General features: G+C 55.0%; 16 protein-coding genes. 9 read left to right on the top strand and 7 right to left on the bottom strand.

Annotated features, from left to right (window positions below; all coding sequences use genetic code 11):
* Position 1 precedes the first annotated feature (1 nt).
* Together mscK and acrR are read right to left on the bottom strand one after the other, a co-directional pair.
* Entirely contained in the window at positions 2-3349 is a 3348-nt protein-coding gene (gene mscK / locus KGP22_RS05140) for a mechanosensitive channel MscK (protein ID WP_223581458.1), read from the bottom strand.
* Between the two features lie 113 nt (positions 3350-3462).
* Complete coding sequence (gene acrR, locus KGP22_RS05135) at positions 3463-4116, bottom strand: multidrug efflux transporter transcriptional repressor AcrR (RefSeq protein ID WP_111963391.1); 654 nt, start codon at positions 4114-4116, stop codon at positions 3463-3465.
* Positions 4117-4256: 140 nt separating this feature from the next.
* Here acrR and acrA point away from each other — a divergent pair, with 140 nt between their 5' ends.
* The 6 genes from acrA to KGP22_RS05105 all read left to right on the top strand — a co-directional run bounded on the left by acrA (position 4257) and on the right by KGP22_RS05105 (position 11091).
* Complete coding sequence (acrA, locus tag KGP22_RS05130; protein WP_023310601.1) at positions 4257-5450, top strand: multidrug efflux RND transporter periplasmic adaptor subunit AcrA; 1194 nt, start codon at positions 4257-4259, stop codon at positions 5448-5450.
* A gap of 22 nt (positions 5451-5472) precedes the next feature.
* The gene (gene acrB, locus KGP22_RS05125) at positions 5473-8619 is read left to right on the top strand and encodes a multidrug efflux RND transporter permease subunit AcrB (protein WP_029741964.1); all 3147 of its coding nucleotides are present in this window, start codon (positions 5473-5475) and stop codon (positions 8617-8619) included.
* Between the two features lie 510 nt (positions 8620-9129).
* Positions 9130-9504 carry an Hha toxicity modulator TomB gene (tomB, locus tag KGP22_RS05120; RefSeq protein ID WP_008499288.1) on the top strand — a complete coding sequence of 125 codons (375 nt, stop codon included), beginning with the start codon at positions 9130-9132 and terminating at the stop codon, positions 9502-9504.
* A gap of 27 nt (positions 9505-9531) precedes the next feature.
* Positions 9532-9750 carry an HHA domain-containing protein gene (locus KGP22_RS05115; protein ID WP_008499287.1) on the top strand — a complete coding sequence of 73 codons (219 nt, stop codon included), beginning with the start codon at positions 9532-9534 and terminating at the stop codon, positions 9748-9750.
* 204 nt (positions 9751-9954) lie between these two features.
* Complete coding sequence (gene maa / locus KGP22_RS05110; protein ID WP_111963392.1) at positions 9955-10506, top strand: maltose O-acetyltransferase; 552 nt, start codon at positions 9955-9957, stop codon at positions 10504-10506.
* 117 nt (positions 10507-10623) lie between these two features.
* Positions 10624-11091, top strand: coding sequence for a YlaC family protein (locus KGP22_RS05105; protein ID WP_023310598.1), 468 nt, complete (start codon positions 10624-10626; stop codon positions 11089-11091).
* Here the strand turns inward: KGP22_RS05105 and KGP22_RS05100 are convergent.
* Positions 11063-12520 carry a PLP-dependent aminotransferase family protein gene (locus KGP22_RS05100; protein ID WP_223581456.1) on the bottom strand — a complete coding sequence of 486 codons (1458 nt, stop codon included), beginning with the start codon at positions 12518-12520 and terminating at the stop codon, positions 11063-11065. The two genes, KGP22_RS05105 and KGP22_RS05100, sit on opposite strands and share 29 nt — an antisense overlap.
* A gap of 101 nt (positions 12521-12621) precedes the next feature.
* Between KGP22_RS05100 and KGP22_RS05095 the strand changes: the two genes are divergently transcribed.
* A complete protein-coding gene (locus KGP22_RS05095) occupies positions 12622-13332 on the top strand; it encodes a GNAT family protein (protein ID WP_115874370.1) in 711 nt (236 codons plus the stop codon).
* Here the strand turns inward: KGP22_RS05095 and ykgO are convergent.
* Both ykgO and KGP22_RS05085 read right to left on the bottom strand, forming a co-directional pair.
* A complete protein-coding gene (gene ykgO, locus KGP22_RS05090; RefSeq protein WP_003859006.1) occupies positions 13329-13469 on the bottom strand; it encodes a type B 50S ribosomal protein L36 in 141 nt (46 codons plus the stop codon). The genes KGP22_RS05095 and ykgO overlap by 4 nt on opposite strands.
* A 2-nt stretch (positions 13470-13471) precedes the next feature.
* Positions 13472-13732, bottom strand: a complete 261-nt coding sequence (locus tag KGP22_RS05085) for a type B 50S ribosomal protein L31 (RefSeq protein WP_010428154.1) — start codon at positions 13730-13732, stop codon at positions 13472-13474.
* A gap of 220 nt (positions 13733-13952) precedes the next feature.
* On the opposite strand from KGP22_RS05085, the gene KGP22_RS05080 reads away from it, so the two are divergent.
* Positions 13953-15518 (top strand): EAL domain-containing protein, encoded by a 1566-nt coding sequence (locus KGP22_RS05080; RefSeq protein ID WP_111963397.1) that lies wholly within the window; start codon positions 13953-13955, stop codon positions 15516-15518.
* Here the strand turns inward: KGP22_RS05080 and KGP22_RS05075 are convergent.
* Complete coding sequence (locus tag KGP22_RS05075) at positions 15511-15783, bottom strand: metal-sensing transcriptional repressor (protein ID WP_111963398.1); 273 nt, start codon at positions 15781-15783, stop codon at positions 15511-15513. The genes KGP22_RS05080 and KGP22_RS05075 overlap by 8 nt on opposite strands.
* A gap of 134 nt (positions 15784-15917) precedes the next feature.
* Here KGP22_RS05075 and KGP22_RS05070 point away from each other — a divergent pair, with 134 nt between their 5' ends.
* Complete coding sequence (locus KGP22_RS05070) at positions 15918-16751, top strand: nickel/cobalt efflux protein RcnA (RefSeq protein WP_223581454.1); 834 nt, start codon at positions 15918-15920, stop codon at positions 16749-16751.
* A gap of 39 nt (positions 16752-16790) precedes the next feature.
* Here the strand turns inward: KGP22_RS05070 and KGP22_RS05065 are convergent, their stop codons facing one another.
* A complete protein-coding gene (locus KGP22_RS05065; protein ID WP_149366107.1) occupies positions 16791-19880 on the bottom strand; it encodes a beta-galactosidase in 3090 nt (1029 codons plus the stop codon).
* Between the last annotated feature and the right edge of the window lie 85 nt (positions 19881-19965).

Here is a 19965-nt window from a genome sequence, read left to right as displayed (position 1 = left end):
ATTAAGCCGGAGTCGGGTCGTCGCCCTTAATGTCGCGCTTCACTTCCGTATGCTCATCACCTTTCTCGTTACGCAGGTGAACCTCAAGCTGGTTGAAGGCGATATTAATATCGTTTTCACGGCACAGCCGATCGATAGAACGGTTAAGTTCATCCACCGTGTAGCTGCGGTCGCGCAGTTCTCGCACGTATAAACGCAGCTCGTGATCCAGCGTACTCGGCCCAAAGGTGGTAAAGAACACCGCCGGAGCCGGATCGTGCATCACTTTCGGATGCTCAGACGCCGCCTTCAGCAACACCTCTTTCACCTTATCCAGATCCGATCCATAGGCTACGCCCAGGCGGATCACCACGCGCGTTACCGTATCCGAGAGCGACCAGTTGATCAGACGCTCTGTCACGAACGCTTTGTTCGGGATGATCACCTCTTTACGATCGAAGTCGGTAATGGTGGTAGCGCGGATACGGATCTTGCTGACAGTTCCCGAGAACGTGCCGATAGTGACGGTATCGCCGATACGTACCGGACGTTCGAACAGGATGATCAGGCCGGACACGAAGTTACCGAAGATCTCCTGCAGGCCAAAACCAAGACCGACCGAGAGGGCCGCCGCCAGCCACTGCAGTTTATCCCACGAGACGCCAAGCGAGCCAAAGACCGTCATCGCCCCAACAATAATGATCACGTAGTTGAGGATCGTGGTAATGGCGTAGGACGCCCCCTGGCGGAGATTCAGACGTGACAGGAGCAGCACTTCAAGCAGGCCTGGCAGGTTGCGGATCAGCGCCCAGGCGACCACCGACGACACCAGCGCAAACAGCAGGCTGCCCATGGTCACGCTTTTCATGACCGCAGCGCCCGCTTCGGTACCGTTGTATTGCCAGAGGGTAATACTATCGAGATAGGCGAAAACGGTAATAAGATCGGACCAGATAGCCCAGAACATCACCGCAAACAGGGCGATCATCACCAGCATGGTAATGCGCAGCGTCTGCTGGTTAACCTGCTCCAGCGCGATGGTCGGCTCTTCCTGTGGCTCCGCGCCTTCCGCCCCCTCTTTCACCTGATGCTGACGACGCGCAATGGCGCGGCGATAGGCAATGCGGCGGGCCGCCACGCTCAGGCCGCGCAGCACGGTCTGATAAAGCAGGTTCCAGACGATCACCAGATAGACCGTTTCAATCCAGCGCCCGGACAGGCGCAGCGTGGTATAGAAGTAACCCGTTGCCGTCAACACCATCAGCGCCAGCGGAATGATCGCCAGCACCGTCACGGTGACCAGGCGAATATTGTGGGACTCTTTATCACGCCAGCTGTCACGGCACATCGGCCACATCAGGATCGCAATCAGCAGCAGGTTCAGCAGGATCACCAGCTGGCCCAGCACATCATCCATCAGATGCAGCGGGGAAAGTTCAGAGACAACCGACCAGAAGTGCAGCGGCAGAAGCGCGAGGCTGATGCGCACAATCTGCCGACGCCAGTGGCTGGTCAGCTGCGCAGGCATGTTGAAATGACGCACCGCCACGCCGTCTTTTTCCAGCACCTTCCAGCACACGCCAAACACCAGCCAGAACAGCGCCAGTTTTTTACTGAACGCCCACAGCAGATCGCTGACGTTGAGCTGCATGGTGAGCAGAATCAGCCCCACGGCCAGAATAATCAGGCACACCGGCAGGGCGCGGATGAGATCGATCAGAATCGCTTTTGGCGTATGGAGCTGGCTATCGTTGCGCAGCTGCCCTACTTCGGAGGCCAGCTTCGCCTGGTATTTTTTCAGCCAGCCCAGACGCCAGCGGATCAGGCCGGCAATCAGCAGCAGCGGTAAACCGGCCAGGAAAGCAATCATTACCGCAGGCCAGGCTTTCTCCCAGTTTACGGTGATCTTCATGCTCTTGATCTGCGTTTTCAGCGTCTCAGGGAAGGATTTGACCCAGTCCCAGTCGATCGGCTTGTTGCTGTTCACCCAGAAAATCTGCTGGGTCAGGATTTCCTGCAGACTTTTCGAGACGCTCACCAGCTGCTGCTGGTTGATTTGCAGGTTAATGGCCATCATCAGCTGGTTGCCCAGCTGTTTATTGAGCTGGTCCAGCAGCTCGCGACGCATATCCACGACCTGGAGCAGCGCGTCGTGCACTTCCGGGTTCACGTCGCTGGAATGCCCCTCTTCAATTTTGGCGACAAAGGTATCGCTCTGAAAAAGGGCATCGCGCTGCTGGTTGACGTCAAACTGTTCCAGACGTAAATCCGCAATGCGGTTGGTCATGTCCTCCAGCTCGTCGGCGGACGGAAGCGTCTGCTGCTGCTGGTAGAGAATACGCGACAGCAGGAGGCTGCCCTTCAGGACCGCGATCTGCTCTTTGATGTTGCGTTCAGCCTGCAGGGCGCGATCCAGCCAGTTCTTCACTTTGATATTTTGCTGAACCAGCGAGTTGCCGTTTTCCGTTGCCAGTATCAGGCGCTGGCTCAGCTGGTGGTTGGCCTCGAGCTCCTGTTTAACCAGCGGATTCGCCTGAATGCGGGCGGTTTCGTCAGGCGATACGGCCTCCTGGGCGGTTTTTTCCGTTAGCGTCAGGCGCTTGCTGTTAACCGCTTCCTGCAGCAGCTGAAGCTGGTGTTCCAGGCGATTAATATTCGCGGTGACGTAATCACGCTGTTTCTGAAGCGTGTCCTGCAGCACCGTATTCCCTTCAAGGCTTTTACGCTGCTGTTCGATTTGCGCATTGAGCAAGGTCTGCTGAACCAGCAGCAGGGTTTGCTGCGTAGGGCGCAGCGTGCCTTCGCCGACCGTCGTGCCGTTCAGACGGTTGCGGATCTGCTGCAGCTGCTGAGACGCGGCGTACATCGCGTTTTGCACGCGCTCGGGCTGGGTCTGCAGAGAGACAAGCTGGCTATTATACGTTGCGAGATCCGACTGTGCGGTTTGCAGGTCGTCGAGCAGTTGAGCCACGCGGGACTCGAGCTGACGTAAGGAGAGCGTCGAGAGCGTCTTGCGCGTCTCGTCGTCGTTATCCACATCGCTGAGGGCATTCAGCGCTTCGGTGGCCTTACGCATGTTTTCAGGTGCCTGCGCCACCTTCTGGCGAAGCTGGACGGTTTCTGCTTTTACGCGTTCAATTTTATCCAGCGTTTCCAGCGTTTCTGTCAGATCCTGCTGGATGAGTTTCTCCTGAGGGGAGAGATCTTTTTGTTTGTTCAGCGTGTCGAGCTGCGACTGAACATCGCCGCGCGAGGGAATATCGTTGCTGTTATCGGCGCGGGCCCAGGTCAGCGGCGCCGTGGCGAAGAAAAATAGCATCGCAAAGAGCAATGCAAAAACAGGATGTTGCGAGCGATTGATGGGCAGCATAGTTGTGAATGATGTCAGAAGATGACCGAAAATAGTCCGGCGTGAAGAATATCACGCTCGCCGAAAGCAGAATAGCGCGAACGTTATCCTCTGAGATAAATCCTGGAAAGGGATCAGGGCGTTAGCGAAGGCGCGTCGCTGCGCAGCGTGGGGCAGAGCTGCAGCATTTCCAGTAAAATCGCCACGTAGCTGCGGGCTTCCTCTTTAAGGTCAAAGGATTGCGGCGCGAAAAGCCAGTTCTCCATCAGACCTGAAATGTAGCTGCGCATCAGGATTGCCGCTCGTCGGGTCAAGAGATTGGCCGGTAATAGTTTTGCCTGCATACAAAGGTTCAGGTTCTGTTCAATACGGTCGTAGCTCTCCAGGCTTAGGCTGCGCTGTGCCTGCTGCACAACCGCCATCTCGCCCACGAACTCGCATTTATGAAAAATAATCTCCATCATTAATCTGCGACGTTCTTCAACTACCGTTGCTTCAAGGATATATACTAATATTTCTCTCAATACTGAGAGTGGATCGTCAGGGAATTTTGCCCGATACTCACTCTCGAGATCGCTAATGCTGGACTCTGAAAGCTCCCAGATTTCACTGAACAGATCTGACTTATCTTTAAAATGCCAGTAAATCGCTCCTCGCGTCACACCGGCAGCCTGAGCAATCTGCGCCAGCGAGGTGGATGAAACACCCTGCTGCGAGAACAAACGTATTGCCACGTCCAGAATGTGTTGTCGGGTTTCCAGCGCTTGTTGTTTAGTTTTTCGTGCCATAGGTGGGTGAATTTACAGGAGTCAGATTTACATACATTTGTGAATGTATGTACCATAGCATGACGATAATATAAACGCAGCAATGGGTTTTAGACTCAGGACCCTTGATCAATTTGAAATCGGACACTCGAGGTTTACATATGAACAAAAACAGAGGGTTAACGCCTCTGGCGGTCGTTCTGATGCTCTCAGGCAGCTTAGCGCTAACAGGATGTGACGACAAACCGGCTCAACAAGGAGCTCAGCAGGCGCCAGAAGTAGGCGTTGTTACGCTCAAATCTGAACCTCTACAAATCACCACCGAATTACCAGGCCGTACAAATGCTTACCGCATTGCGGAAGTGCGTCCTCAGGTTAGCGGTATTATCCTGAAGCGTAACTTCACCGAAGGCGGTGATGTGAAGGCCGGTGAGTCTCTGTATCAGATTGATCCCGCAACCTATCAGGCTTCTTATGAAAGTGCGAAGGGAGACCTGGCGAAAGCACAGGCCGCGGCCAAAATTGCTCAGCTGACGTTGAACCGCTACCAAAAACTGCTCGGCACTAAGTACATCAGCCAACAGGATTACGATACCGCCCTGGCAGATGCACAGCAGGCTAACGCAGCCGTGGTGGCAGCCAAAGCGGCCGTCGAAACCGCGCGCATTAATCTGGCCTATACCAAAGTGACCTCCCCTATCAGCGGACGTATTGGTAAGTCTTCCGTCACGGAAGGGGCTCTGGTGCAGAACGGTCAGACCACTGCGCTGGCGACCGTGCAGCAGCTCGATCCGATCTACGTTGACGTGACGCAGTCCAGCAACGATTTCCTGCGCCTGAAACAGGAGCTGGCTAACGGCACCCTGAAACAGGAAAACGGCAAAGCCAAAGTGGAGCTGATTACCAACGACGGTATCAAGTTCCCGCAGGAAGGTACCCTGGAATTCTCTGATGTGACGGTCGACCAGACCACCGGTTCCATCACCTTACGTGCGATTTTCCCGAACCCTGACAAAAATCTGCTGCCAGGTATGTTCGTTCGCGCACGTCTGGAGGAAGGAACAAATCCAACCGCACTTCTGGTTCCACAGCAGGGTGTGACCCGTACGCCACGCGGCGATGCGAGCGCGCTGGTTGTTGGGGCTGATGACAAAGTCGAAACGCGCAATATCACCGCCACTCAGGCGATTGGCGATAAATGGCTGGTGACGGAAGGTCTGAAAGATGGCGATCGCGTGATTGTTACTGGTTTGCAAAAAGTTCGTCCTGGCGCGCAGGTTAAAGCACAGGAAGTGAAATCTGACGATAAACAACAAGCTTCGGCCGCTGGCCAGTCAGAACAAACCAAGTCTTAACTTAAACAGGAGCCGTTAAGACATGCCTAATTTCTTTATCGATCGCCCCATATTTGCATGGGTGATCGCCATTATCATCATGCTGGCCGGGGGACTTGCGATCCTGAAGCTGCCTGTCGCGCAATATCCAACGATTGCGCCACCGGCGGTGACAATTTCCGCAACCTACCCGGGGGCTGATGCGAAAACGGTGCAGGACACCGTCACCCAGGTTATCGAACAGAACATGAACGGTATCGATAACCTGATGTACATGTCCTCAAACAGTGACTCTACCGGTACGGTGCAGATCACCCTGACCTTCCAGTCAGGTACGGATGCTGACATTGCGCAGGTTCAGGTGCAGAACAAACTGCAGCTGGCGATGCCTTTGCTGCCGCAGGAAGTACAACAGCAGGGCGTGAGCGTCGAGAAATCGTCCAGCAGCTTCCTGATGGTTGTCGGGGTTATCAACACCAACGGCACCATGACGCAGGAGGATATTTCCGACTACGTGGGCGCCAACATGAAGGACGCCATCAGCCGTACTTCCGGTGTGGGTGACGTGCAGCTCTTCGGTTCCCAGTACGCGATGCGTATCTGGATGGATCCGAACAAGCTGAACAACTTCCAGCTGACCCCGGTTGACGTGATCAGCGCGATTAAAGCGCAGAACGCCCAGGTAGCGGCCGGTCAGTTAGGCGGTACGCCGCCGGTGAAGGGCCAGCAGCTTAACGCCTCGATCATCGCGCAGACCCGTCTGACCTCTGCCGATGAATTCAGCAAAATTCTGCTGAAGGTGAATCAGGACGGTTCGCAGGTTCGCCTGCGCGACGTGGCGAAAGTCGAGCTGGGCGGTGAGAACTACGACATCATCGCGAAGTTTAACGGAAAGCCGGCTTCCGGTCTGGGTATCAAACTGGCGACAGGCGCTAACGCCCTGGACACCGCCACGGCGATCCGCGCAGAGCTGAAGAAGATGGAGCCGTTCTTCCCGTCAGGTCTGAAAATCGTTTACCCGTACGACACCACGCCGTTCGTCAAAATTTCGATTCACGAAGTGGTTAAGACGCTGGTTGAGGCGATCATCCTCGTCTTCCTGGTTATGTACCTGTTCCTGCAAAACTTCCGTGCGACGCTTATCCCAACGATTGCCGTGCCGGTGGTATTGCTCGGGACCTTTGCGATCCTGTCGATATTTGGCTACTCGATAAACACCCTGACGATGTTCGGGATGGTGCTCGCCATCGGCCTGCTGGTGGATGACGCCATCGTGGTGGTCGAGAACGTCGAGCGTGTCATGGCAGAAGAAGGTCTACCGCCGAAGGAAGCGACCCGTAAATCGATGGGTCAGATCCAGGGCGCGCTGGTTGGTATCGCGATGGTGCTGTCTGCGGTATTCATTCCGATGGCCTTCTTCGGGGGCTCTACCGGTGCGATTTACCGTCAGTTCTCCATTACCATCGTTTCCGCGATGGCGCTGTCGGTGCTGGTGGCGTTGATCCTGACCCCTGCCCTGTGTGCCACCATGCTGAAGCCGATTCAGAAAGGCGGTCACGGCGAGCACAAAGGGTTCTTCGGCTGGTTTAACCGCATGTTCGATAAAAGCACGCACCACTACACCGACAGCGTGGGTAACATCCTGCGCAGCACCGGTCGTTACCTGCTGCTCTATATCATCATCGTGGTGGGCATGGCTTTCCTGTTCGTTCGTCTGCCAAGCTCGTTCCTGCCGGATGAAGACCAGGGCGTGTTCCTGACGATGGCGCAGCTTCCGGCAGGTGCCTCGCAAGAGCGTACCCAGAAAGTGCTGGATGAAGTGACGGACTACTATCTCACCAAAGAGAAAGACAACGTTGAATCCGTGTTTGCGGTTAACGGCTTTGGCTTTGCGGGTCGTGGTCAGAACACCGGTATTGCCTTCGTTTCTCTGAAAGACTGGTCTGAACGTCCGGGCGAAAAGAACAAGGTTGAAGCCATCACCGGCCGTGCAATGGGCACCTTCTCGCAGATTAAAGATGCGATGGTCTTCGCCTTTAACCTGCCAGCGATTGTTGAACTGGGTACCGCGACCGGCTTCGACTTCCAGCTGATTGACCAGGGTGGCCTCGGTCACGAGAAACTGACGCAGGCGCGTAACCAGCTGTTTGGTGAAGTCGCTAAACACCCTGACCTGCTGGTCGGCGTACGTCCAAACGGCCTGGAAGATACGCCGCAGTACAAAATCGACATCGATCAGGAGAAAGCCCAGGCGCTTGGCGTATCCATCAGTGACATCAACACCACGCTGGGCGCAGCCTGGGGCGGTAGCTACGTTAACGACTTCATCGACCGCGGTCGTGTGAAGAAAGTGTACGTGATGTCAGAGGCGCAGTACCGTATGTTGCCGAACGATATCAACAGCTGGTTCGTGCGCGGCAGCAATGGTCAGATGGTTCCGTTCTCGGCGTTCTCAACGTCACGCTGGGAATACGGTTCACCGCGTCTGGAACGCTATAACGGTCTGCCATCGATGGAGATCCTGGGTCAGGCTGCACCGGGCCGAAGCACCGGTGAAGCCATGAACCTGATGGAAGAGCTGGCGAGCAAACTGCCTGCGGGTATCGGCTATGACTGGACCGGTATGTCCTATCAGGAACGTCTGTCCGGTAACCAGGCCCCTGCTCTGTACGCCATTTCACTGATTGTGGTCTTCCTGTGTCTGGCGGCACTGTACGAGAGCTGGTCGATTCCGTTCTCCGTTATGCTGGTGGTTCCACTCGGGGTTATCGGTGCGCTGCTTGCGGCGACGTTCCGTGGGTTGACCAACGACGTTTACTTCCAGGTAGGCCTGCTGACAACCATTGGCTTGTCGGCGAAGAACGCGATACTTATCGTTGAATTCGCCAAAGATCTGATGGAGAAAGAAGGCAAAGGTCTTATTGAGGCGACGCTTGAGGCGGTTCGTATGCGTCTGCGCCCGATCCTGATGACGTCACTGGCGTTTATCCTCGGCGTACTGCCGCTGGTTATCAGTTCCGGAGCGGGCTCCGGTGCGCAGAACGCAGTAGGTACTGGTGTTATGGGCGGTATGGTTACCGCGACCGTATTGGCCATCTTCTTCGTACCGGTGTTCTTCGTGGTGGTTCGCCGCCGCTTTAGCCGAAAGAATGAAGATGTTGAACACAGTCATTCGGTAGAACCTCACTGATACCGGTTTCACATGATAAAAAGGCCGCATTAGCGGCCTTTTTCATTTTCAGAAAAAATCATAAATTACGCTTATTGTGGTTCAATTTATTTTCTGCCATCTTAAATAGACATATCATAATTAACTGATAACTTAATCGGTGAAATCGGGATTTTTTTAATTTCATTTCCCCGCTTAAAGTATTAGGAATATTCCTAATAAGAAGTTCTTACAAAGATAAGTCTTAATCTGAACTTTTCTCATCATTTTTGCTAAGCCAATGAAACGTAAGGAAGCGATAAAGCACCGTCGTTAATTTGGATAAAAACGTTGAGTCCAGGACGACCATTTGCGTTCAAGCCCCCAGCCTGCGGTTTTATTTGTAATTTTTCGTAATAGCGCGATGAAATCCAGGAAGGAGTGGCTTATAGTTAGGTTATCAGGAACACAGCACTCATGTAGCTAAGTCAGTTGTATCCATCCCGACAATGATGTTCGGTGAGTAAGAAATCACTCAGAAGGGGATGCGCTATGGACGAGTACTCGCCAAAAAGGCATGATATCGCGCAGTTGAAATTTCTCTGCGAATCCTTGTACCATGACTGCCTTGCCAATCTTGATGAAAGTAACCATGGCTGGGTAAACGATCCAACGTCTGCCATCAATTTACAGTTGAATGAGCTGATAGAGCATATCGCAACCTTCGCACTTAATTATAAAATTAAGTACAATGAAGATAATAAGCTCATCGAGCAAATTGATGAATACCTGGACGACACCTTTATGTTGTTCAGTAGTTACGGCATTAACGCTCAGGATTTGCAAAAATGGCGTAAATCGGGAAATCGGCTATTCCGCTGTTTCGTCAACGTGAGCAGAGCTAACCCGGTGAGTCTTTCCTGTTAAAATTATTACAATTACTAAGGTGAATTTATGTCTGATAAACCACTCACAAAGATCGATTATTTGATGCGCTTACGACGTTGTCAGTCAATTGACACGCTTGAACGCGTCATTGAAAAGAATAAATACGAGCTTTCTGATAATGAACTGGCGGTATTTTATTCAGCCGCTGACCATCGTCTTGCTGAACTAACAATGAATAAGCTGTATGACAAAATCCCTACTTCTGTGTGGAAATTTGTCCGTTAATCTTTGAAGGGTGTCTGTAGAGTTCTACGCCTCGTTCTGAGTTTTACCTATCCCGTTATGCCCCCTGTGCGTACGCCAGGTCTCCGTGTAAAACGCGTTCAACAACAGCAATGTTGTGACGATGGTCACATCGGCTTTCCGGGAACGTTCCCCTTCTGGCCAGTTCCGATTAATCTGCGGTAATAACATCCAGAGAGGTTTCCAGTGAGCTTAGAAAAACAGAAAATGATTGCCGGTGAACATTATCGCCCCGGCGATGAGACATTACGGGCTGACCGACTGCGGGCCCGCCATCTGGTTTACCGCTATAACCACACTGCGCCTGATGAAAAAACAGAACGCCAGAACATTCTGGCGGAACTTCTCGGACAAAGCGCAGGCGCTTATATAGAGCCGAGCTTCCGCTGCGACTACGGATATAACATTTATCTGGGCAAAAACTTTTACGCTAACTTCGACTGCGTAATGCTGGATGTCTGCCCTGTTCATATTGGCGATAACTGTATGCTCGCGCCGGGTGTTCATATTTATACGGCAACCCACCCGCTGGATGCGGAGGAGCGAAACAGCGGCGTGGAGTTTGGAAAACCCGTCAATATTGGAAATAACGTCTGGATTGGTGGCCGGGCGGTCATTAACCCTGGCGTCACCATTGGTGATAATGTGGTGGTGGCCTCCGGCGCGGTCGTGACGAAAGACGTCCCGGCTAACGTCGTCGTTGGCGGCAACCCGGCAAAAATTATCAAAGCGCTGTGAAGTCGCGGGGAGTCAACTGTTATAGTCTTTTAGCGCCAGACTGTTACTTTTTTCAGCCTGATGGCTCCCCTAAAATTGGCAGACACCCTGTATTGTCAACTCTCATGAAGGCAAAAAATGACCGAGATACAGCGCCTGCTTACCGCCACCATCGACGATCTTAACCTCCGCGAAAAGCGCGATAATCGCCCGCGCTTTAGCATTAGCTTTATTCGCAAACATCCTGGCCTGTTTGTCGCCATGTATGCCGCCTGGCTGGCGACGCTTATTGTTATGCTGAAGTCCGAAACGCTGGTGGACTCCGTCTGGCTGCTGGTTGTACTGTTTGTCGTCTTTAACGCCTTTTTCTTTTTCGACGTGAATCCGCGCTACCGTTACGAAGATATCGACGTGCTCGATTTTCGGGTCTGCTATAACGGCGAATGGTACAACACGCGTTACGTGCCAGAGGAGCTGATCGAAAACATCATGCACTCTCCGGCAGTTGAAGCCGGGCAAAAAGAGAAGCTGCAGAAAATGGTCTCCACCAAAGGACAGCTCTCATTCTATGATGTCTTTACCCTTTCTCGCCCTGCTGCTGCGTAATTAACGCCTGCAGACGTCGGATCCCCGGCGCAAACTGAGAAGCAGAGGTATTACCGTAACCTAAAACCAGCCCGGTTTGCCCCTGCTTCGCCTCCAGGTAATACCCGCTCAGTGCAGCGGGTGCCAGCTGAAACGCTCTCGCCTTCGCCACCAGCCTCTGGTCGTCAATACCGTCTATCGCCAGCGTCAGATGCATCCCACCTTCGCCTGCCAGAATGCGGTGCGGAGTATGAAGCTCGGCGCCCAGCACCTCCCGCAGCTGGCGGTAGCGTTTACGGTACAGCCGACGCATGGCGGCAAGGTGGCGGGCGTAATGACCTTCTTCAATGAACAGCGCCAGGGTGCGCTGTTCGGCACGATGCCCACCCCGCAACAGCGAGCCGATGGCCGGACGAACCGCCTTAGCCAGCGCTGGCGGTAACACCATGAACCCCATGCGAAGTGACGGAAACAGCGTTTTACTGAACGTCCCCAGATACACAACGGGCGCATTGTTGACCATTCCCAGCATCGCCGGTACGGGCTCACCGGCATAACGGAACTCGCTGTCGTAATCATCTTCAATGATCCACGCGTTGTGCTGCCGGGCCAGGTCAAGCAGCGCCAGCCGCCGCGCGCTGAGCACGCTCCCGTAAGGGAACTGATGCGAAGGCGATGTAAAGATCATTGAGGGGGCAGGCGCATCCAGCCCTTCCCAGCACATTCCCTCGTCATCAACCGGTATCCCCGTCATCGCCAGGCCGGTTTTAACAAACGCACTCTTTGCCCCGCTATAGCCCGGGTTTTCTACCCAGGCGACATCGCCAGGCTCGCTTAACATCATCGTGCAGAGATTGACCCCCTCGAGCGCACCTTCGGTGAGCACAATCTGGCTGGCGTCGCAGTCGATACCGCGGGACAAGGCGAGATGCCGGGCAATCGCTGCCCGCAGAGACGGTTCACCGGCCGGGTCACCATAGCCTAACAGGGCACTTCCCTCCTCGCGCAGAACACGATCGTACAATCGCCGCCACAGCGGCAAGGGGAAATAGTTAATGGCAGGCGTTCCCGGCGTGAACGCCATCACAGGGGTATCGCGCGGCACAGGGGCGGGCAGCAGGGCGACACGTTTTGTCAGCCTGACGTCAGGCTCCGGCAGCGTTCGGGCAATCGTACGATGAGCGAATTGCCCCACCCGTGTCCCCTGACGGTTACGCAGCAAATAACCTTCGAGCGTGAGCTGGTCCAGCGCCGCATTGACGGTGTTTCGGGAAACCGAGATCTGCTGCGCCAGCGTTCGCGAACCGGGCAGCTGGCTGCCGGACCGAAGCCTGCCGCACAGTATCGCCTCCCGCAAAGCATGATAGAGCGTGCGCTGGAGCGTCTCTTGCCCACGCTTTTTCAGCGCAGCATGGAGCAAAGTGTAAAGCTCATCACCCGGTATATTCATCTTTCCTCCTAGTGGTACCAGAAAAACATAGCCTGGTGGTTCTTTTTAAGGAACCAGCAATTCACTAATCTGGAGTTCTTTTCAACGACATGGAAATAAACATGAATACATTCAATGAGTTTGGACAGCCTGTAGGCGAAGCCCTTATCGACTGGCAACCTCGTCAACACCCGTCCCGGGTGGTCCTTCAGGGTCACTATTGTCGGCTTGAGCCGCTGCGCGTGGAGCATGCCCACGCGTTGTTCTCCGCCTATTCCCTGGCCGAAGATACCCGCAGCTGGACATGGCTACTGCGTGAACCCGATGCCACCGCAGAAGAGTTTGCCAAATGGGTGGCGAGCGTAAGTGAGTTATCCGATCCCATCCACTTTACCGTTATGGATAACCAGACCGAGTCTCCTGTCGGGACGCTGTCCCTGATGCGGATCGATCCTAAAAACGGGGTCGTGGAAGTGGGGCACGTTCATTTCTCTCCTCTGTTAAGCCGCACGCCAGGGTCGACAGAGGCGCAATATCTGCTGATGCGGTACGTGTTCGATACCCTGGGCTACCGACGTTATGAATGGAAGTGCAATAGCCTGAACGAGCCTTCCCGTAAAGCGGCGCTGCGTCTGGGCTTTCAGTTTGAGGGGCGCTTTCGCCAGGCGCTGGTCATAAAAGGCCGTAACCGGGATACCGACTGGTTTTCTATTCTCGACAAAGAGTGGCCGGCGCTGGCGAGCGCCTTTGAAAGCTGGCTTGCCACCGACAATTTTACTGCCGATGGCAAACAGAAAAGATCCCTGGAAAGCTGGCGAGAAACGCGCGTCTAGCGTCTTTTTTTACGTCCCTGAACCGCCTTAAAGCGCGGATTAGATTTGCAAATCACGTATAAGCGTCCCTTGCGTTTGACTATCTGGCAATCCGGGTGACGCTGCTTTGCACTGCGTAATGAGTTAAGTACCTGCATGGTTAGCCCCGCTTCGCATTGAGAAAACCGCCAAAACGCTTGCGGAAGCGCGCGGCGCTACCGTCCGTGGAGAACGTTTTCTGCTTACCGGTATAAAACGGGTGCGATTTCGAAGAAACCTCAATGGTGATGTACGGATACGTTTCACCGTCGAGTTCAATTTCGCGGTCGGTCTTAATGGTTGAGCCAACCTTGAAGTATTCATTAGCGCTGGTGTCGTGGAATACCACGGTGCGATAGGCTGGATGGATATCAGGCTTCATCGTAAATCCTTTGTGTTTTGTTATAACATAACAAAATAATATCCAGGCCAGTTCGAAAAAACAACCCCCTCTCGCCGGGCGATATTTTCTCGTTTGCCTGAGATAAAATGAAAACCTGGCTGCCCACGTGCTATAACTATATCATTTCGCGGTAAAATCTTTCTCTTCAGGCAAGGAACTCAATGCCCAGGAACGGGTATACGAGGAAGGACACGACAGCATGAAAACCCGACATCTGGTCAGTCTGGTGACTGGCATACTTATTTTTTCTGTGCTGGTTCCCATTTGCCTGAGCATCTGGCTGGCCCATCGCCAGGCGGAAGATAAGTTTGCCAATGCGCTGGATAACTATGCATCACGCGTGTTGGTAAGAACCGACAGAGTTGTGGATCAGGCAAAAGAAGCGCTCGATCACCTGCAGGCCTTTGAAGGGGTGCCGTGTAGCCCGTTGCAGTTAAGAGAGATGCGCCGGGTCGCTTTTTCGTGGCGATATGTTCAGGAAGTGATTTATATCGATAACCTTCAGCCGCTCTGCTCCTCCCTCGAGCAAACCAGTCATGCCCCCCCTTTCCCTCCTCCGATGCGCATTACCGAAGATGGTTACAGCGCATGGCTGACCACGCAAAACGATCTTGGGTTTAACCGCTACATGGCAGTGCTGGGAAAAGGCCACTACCTTGTCATGGTCGATCCTGCCTCGCTGGTGGACGTTATCCCTTTCGGCGAGATAGCGATTGATGCCGCCCTGGTAGGCACTACAACACACCGCATATTCGCCAGCAGCAGTAAGCTCAATTCTCACATCCGCGACATGGTTCAGGAGCGGGATGTCAAAAGCGTGCAGTACAACGGTTCAATGTACGTCATGAAGTCTGTACCTGAGCTTGGATTTACCGTCGTCGCATGGGCAACGCTCAAACCGCTGGCTGAAACCTGGCACCGGCAGCTTCTTTTCTGGTTACCGTTCGGCATGTTAATAAGTCTGCTCGCCGCGCTGTTTGTCCTGCGGATCCTGCGTCGTATCCAGTCGCCTCGCAATCGCCTGCTTGACGCCATTAACAGCCGGGATTTTGTGGTTCACTATCAGCCCATCGTGGCGCTCTGTAGCGGAAAAATTGTGGGCGCAGAAGCGCTGACGCGCTGGCCGCAGCCAGACGGAAGCAGCCTCTCGCCGGATATTTTTGTCCCCCTTGCCGAGCAAACGGGGCTCATCTCGCAGCTGACGCAGTTAGTCATCGAAAAGGTGTTTGAAGATATGGGCCACTGGCTGCAACGCCATCCCGATCAGCATATCTCCATTAACCTCGCCCCTGCCGATTTAACCTCCGGCATCCTTCCACCTTTACTGAGTCAGCTACTGAATAAGTGGCAAATACATCCCCGACAAATCGCCCTTGAGCTCACCGAGCGCGGCTTTGCCGATCCCAAAATTAGCGCGCCGGCTATCGCAGCGTTTCGCCGTTCAGGCCACCCTGTCTATATTGATGATTTTGGCACGGGCTATTCCAGCCTGAGCTATCTGCAGGATCTGGACGTCGACACGCTAAAAATTGATAAATCGTTCGTCGATGCGCTGGAGTATAAAAACGTGACGCCGCACATCATTGAAATAGCAAAGTCGTTGAAGCTGGCGATGGTGGCGGAGGGCATCGAGACCGCAGGGCAGCTCGCCTGGCTACACCGTCACGGCGTGCAGTACGGGCAGGGGTGGTACTACAGCAAGGCACTGCCAAAAACGGAATTTATTCTTTGGGCAGAAAATAACCTCGGCACGCACGCTACTTGAGATAGGATTTGATCACCCGCAACACCACGCCAAGATCGGCTTCACGCTGCGCTTCTTCAGGCTCTTTCACCACGTGATCGGTTAAATGCCCTTCGATCACCTGCATCATCATGCCATTGACCGCCCCGCGGATCGCCGCCAGCTGCTGTAACACCTCGGCGCATTCGTGATCGCTGTTAAGCATTTTTTCCAGCGCGGTGCTTTGCCCCTGAATTTTCTTCAGGCGAGTCAGTAACATCTTCTGGTCTCTAACGGTATGTGACATCTCTGTATCCCTAATTTTTTGGCTTTTAAAGCATATCACGCTCTACTCCCCCTGAGTATTTTTCTACTGGGGGGTAGTATTAAGCTACTGGGGGGGAGTAGTATCTCCGCACGCTTTCCACTCCGGAATTTCCCATGACCGATTTTGCTTTACTTCTTCAGCAGGGCAATGCCTGGCTGTTTGTTCCCAGCGCTATCCTGCTCGGTGCGCTGCATGGCCTGGAACCGGGCCATTCAAAAACAATGATGGCAGCCTTTATTGTTGCCATCCGCGGCACGCTGAAACAGGCGGTACTGCTTGGCCTGGCGGCAACGCTCTCCCATACGGCGGTGGTCTGGCTCGTTGCGATGGCGGGATTATGGTTTGGTCGGGGCTGGGATGCGCATACGTCCGAACCCTGGTTCCAGCTGATCTCCGGGGTGCTGATCGTTGCGATCGCCCTGTGGATGGCGTGGCGAACCTGGAAAGAGAGCCAGCCGCACGATCATCATCACGACCATGATAGCCATCACCACCACGACCATGACCATGACCATGACCACCATCATGATCATTATCACCACGAACACACGCTGATTGAAGAAGAGTGGCAGGACGCCCACCAGCGCGCTCACGCGCAGGATATTAACCGCCGCTTCAGCGGTCAAAATGTCACCACCGGACAGATTATGATGTTTGGCCTGACCGGCGGACTTATCCCCTGCCCGGCGTCCATCACCGTGCTGCTGATCTGCCTGCAGCTTAAGCATTTCGCCCTCGGCGCGACTCTGGTGTTCAGCTTCAGTATTGGTCTGGCGTTAACGCTGGTCGCTTCCGGCGCGATTGCCGCCTTAAGCCTCAAGCACGCGACCAAACGCTGGCCCGGGTTTAGCGAATTCTCCCGTAAGGCACCGTGGATCTCCGCTGCGCTGATTACCGTGGTAGGAATTTACATGAGCCTACATGGCCTGAGCGGCATTCTGGCGTAAGCCTGCGGCCACGCTCTGTGGCCGCATCTCCACGGTCAGTTAAGGGTTCTGCTGCCAGCTGAAGGTATAGCGCAGCTGACGTGTCTGCAGAATGAATTCCGGTGAAACGCTGGGGCTCCAGGAGTCGTCGCCGCCCACGCCCATATGGAACGCATCGAGGTTAAGCCAGCATCCCGGCTCTTCCCGCAGCAGATGATGATGGGTTGTCTCCCGCAGCTGCTGCTGGCTATAGCGGCTCACCGAGAAGTGGAACTGGCCATTTAGCTGATGCGTTCCCAGCGTCAGCTCCCGCGTATCACAGCGCAAACCATTTTCCGTCGGGAAGATATACGGCGTGTGCATCTCCGCCAGGGGTAATGTCCAGCGCCCCTGCTGTGCCGCCAGCTTTCTGTCCGGATAGTTTTCATGCGGCCCCAGTCCCAGCCAGGAGACGTTTTCCGGCGTTTCGGCGAGATGAACACTCAGGCCAACGCGCGCAGGCTCCGGGATATCAGATGCAATATCGACCTGAATATCGCCATGCAGAACGCCTCGCTCGTCCACCCTCCAGACTTTACGGCTCATGAACAGGGCTTTGCCGCGATACTCAAGGACGTGCTGGGTTGTGACCACTACTTCGTCTGCGTGCTGCTCTGCCTCACAGTGCAGAACGCGCGAGGTGAGATCGTACATGCCCGCCGCTTTCCAGCGTTCAACCCAGGCGTTTGGATCGATCTTCGTCGCTTCACTTACGCCAATGTCGTTGTCCAGCGGCGCGCGGCTGACGTTATCCGTCAGAGGTGAAAGCAGCGTTTCAACGCCATTTCGCCACCACTGGGTCAGATTTCCGGTTGCGCGATCGAATTGCCAGCGCTGTTGACGATGGGAGATCTCCTGGACGCGATCGTTTTGCGTCAAGACCGGCGGCTCGCCCACCGGAGCTGGCGGAGCAATAAAGAGTGGAGCCGGCAGCGGCCACTGCTCCCACGCGCAGCGATGGTCAGCCGGTGACCACGGCGTTGCCCGCGGCTGGCGAACTTCAACGTTCAGCCAGACCTCACCCGGCCCGGCTTTCAGCTCCGGCAGGTCGATCTCCAGACGCTGGATACCTTCAGGCGACATCGAGAGCGTCACCTCTCCCGCGGCCAGCACGTCCCCGTCCCGGGCAACCGTCCAGCTCAGCACTTCGTTATCGGTGTGGCGGAACAGGTAGCCGCTTTGCACCTCAATCACCAGCGGCGAGGTGCTGACCCGCGTAAAGGTAAAGAACTGCTGGGCGCGCTGCGCCTCGTACAGCGCCGGGTGCGGCGTGCGATCGGGGAATACCAGGCCATTGAGGCAGAACTGCCGATCGTTCGGCTTATCGCCAAAGTCTCCCCCGTAGGCCCAGAACGCGTTGCCAGCTTCGTCCTGTTTCGTCAGGGCCTGATCGACCCAGTCCCAGACAAATCCCCCCTGCAGGCGAGGGTGGCTGCGAAACGCCTGCCAGTATTTCGCGAACCCGCCAAAGCTATTCCCCATCGCGTGAGCATATTCACAGAGGATCAGCGGACGCGTTTCGTCCGGCATACCGATCCATTTTTTGATTGACCATTTAGGCACTGCCGGGAAGGGCTGATCCTGATCGACACGGGCATACATCGGACACACAATATCGGTAGCCGTCGTGTTCGCGCCGCCGCCTTCATACTGCACCGGACGCGTCGGATCCGTGGATTTCACCCAGCGATACAGTGAGTCGTGGTTTGCGCCGTGCCCGGACTCATTGCCCAGCGACCAAATGATAATTGAGGGATGATTACGATCGCGCTGCACCATTCGGGTCACGCGCTCGCTCATGGCGGGCAGCCAGCGTGGATCGTCTGCAAGGCGGCTCATCGGCACCATACCGTGGGTTTCGATGTTGGCTTCATCAACAACGTACAGCCCGTAGCGGTCGCAAAGCCGGTACCACAGCGGATGGTTCGGGTAGTGCGAGCAGCGCACGGCGTTGAAGTTGTGCTGCTTCATGATTTCGATATCGCGGCGCATGGTCGCTTCGTCCATCACCTGGCCGTTTTCCGGGTGATGCTCGTGCCGGTTAACCCCTCGGATCAGCAGCGGTTTACCGTTGAGCTTCAGGAGGCCATTGCTGATATCAACGCGGCGGAAGCCCACGTCGCACGCCTCAATCTCAAGCACTTCACCCTGCGGGTTGATAAGCGCAATCGTCAGGCGATACAGTTCTGGCGTTTCAGCGCTCCAGAGCGCGGGCTGTTCAACGGGCATCGCCGCCGTTAAGCGCTCTGCCCAGCTGCCGCGCTCGTCGACGATGGCTGACCCTGGACGCCGGGAAACGCAGGCGCATTTTTCCTCCGCGCGCCACAGGGTAAAAACCACCTCGCAGTCTGCAAAGCCAGCGCCTGCCAGCGCGACATCAACCTTCAGCACCGCGCGGTCCAGCTCCTTATTCAGGTCCGTCACCACGTGATAATCGGCAATCCGGGTATCGGGTTTATGCAGCAAAGTCACATCGCGGAAAATGCCGCTCATGCGCCACATGTCCTGATCTTCAAGATAGCTGCCGTCGCACCAGCGCAATACCATGACCGCCAGGCGGTTCTGCCCGGGGCGTAATGCCGCCGAGAGGTCAAATTCGGCGGGTAGCCGACTGTCCTGGGAATAGCCTATCCACTTCCCGTTGCACCAGAGATGGAACGCCGAGTTCACACCGTCAAAGATGATGCGTGTTTGCCCGCTCTGAAGCCAGGCGTCATTCATTTCAAATGTGAGCGAGTAACAACCTGTCGGATTTTCCTGCGGCACAAAAGGTGGGTTAACGGAGATGGGATAGGTGACATTGGTGTAGATGGGCGTGTCGAACCCCTGCATCTGCCAGTTCGACGGTACGGGCATTGCGACGGCATCCGCGCAATCCTCAATTGCCCATGCTTGAGGAACCTGCTCCGGCGCTGAAAAATAGCTAAACCGCCATAGCCCGTTGAGAGAGCGCCTGCTGGTAGATCCGGCGTCATCTCTGGCGGAAGATTCATTGCGCCAGCTGTGTAACGGCGCATGTGCGGGCAGACGGTTCCACTGGGTGACGCCGGGGTTTTCCCAGTCCCGACGGGCCAGAATGGCGCTGAGGGTCAGCGGTGAAGTGGTGGACATAGTAACCTCTTTGCGAAGCGCTCACAATTTTGGTTAACATGCCCTGGCACCCGGCGATGGTAAAGCGCCCATTCGCAGGGTAGCG

It is taken from the genome of Enterobacter sp. JBIWA005, from assembly GCF_019968805.1.
Lineage (GTDB): Bacteria > Pseudomonadota > Gammaproteobacteria > Enterobacterales > Enterobacteriaceae > Enterobacter > Enterobacter vonholyi.
This window is presented reverse-complemented; position numbering and strand designations above follow the sequence as displayed.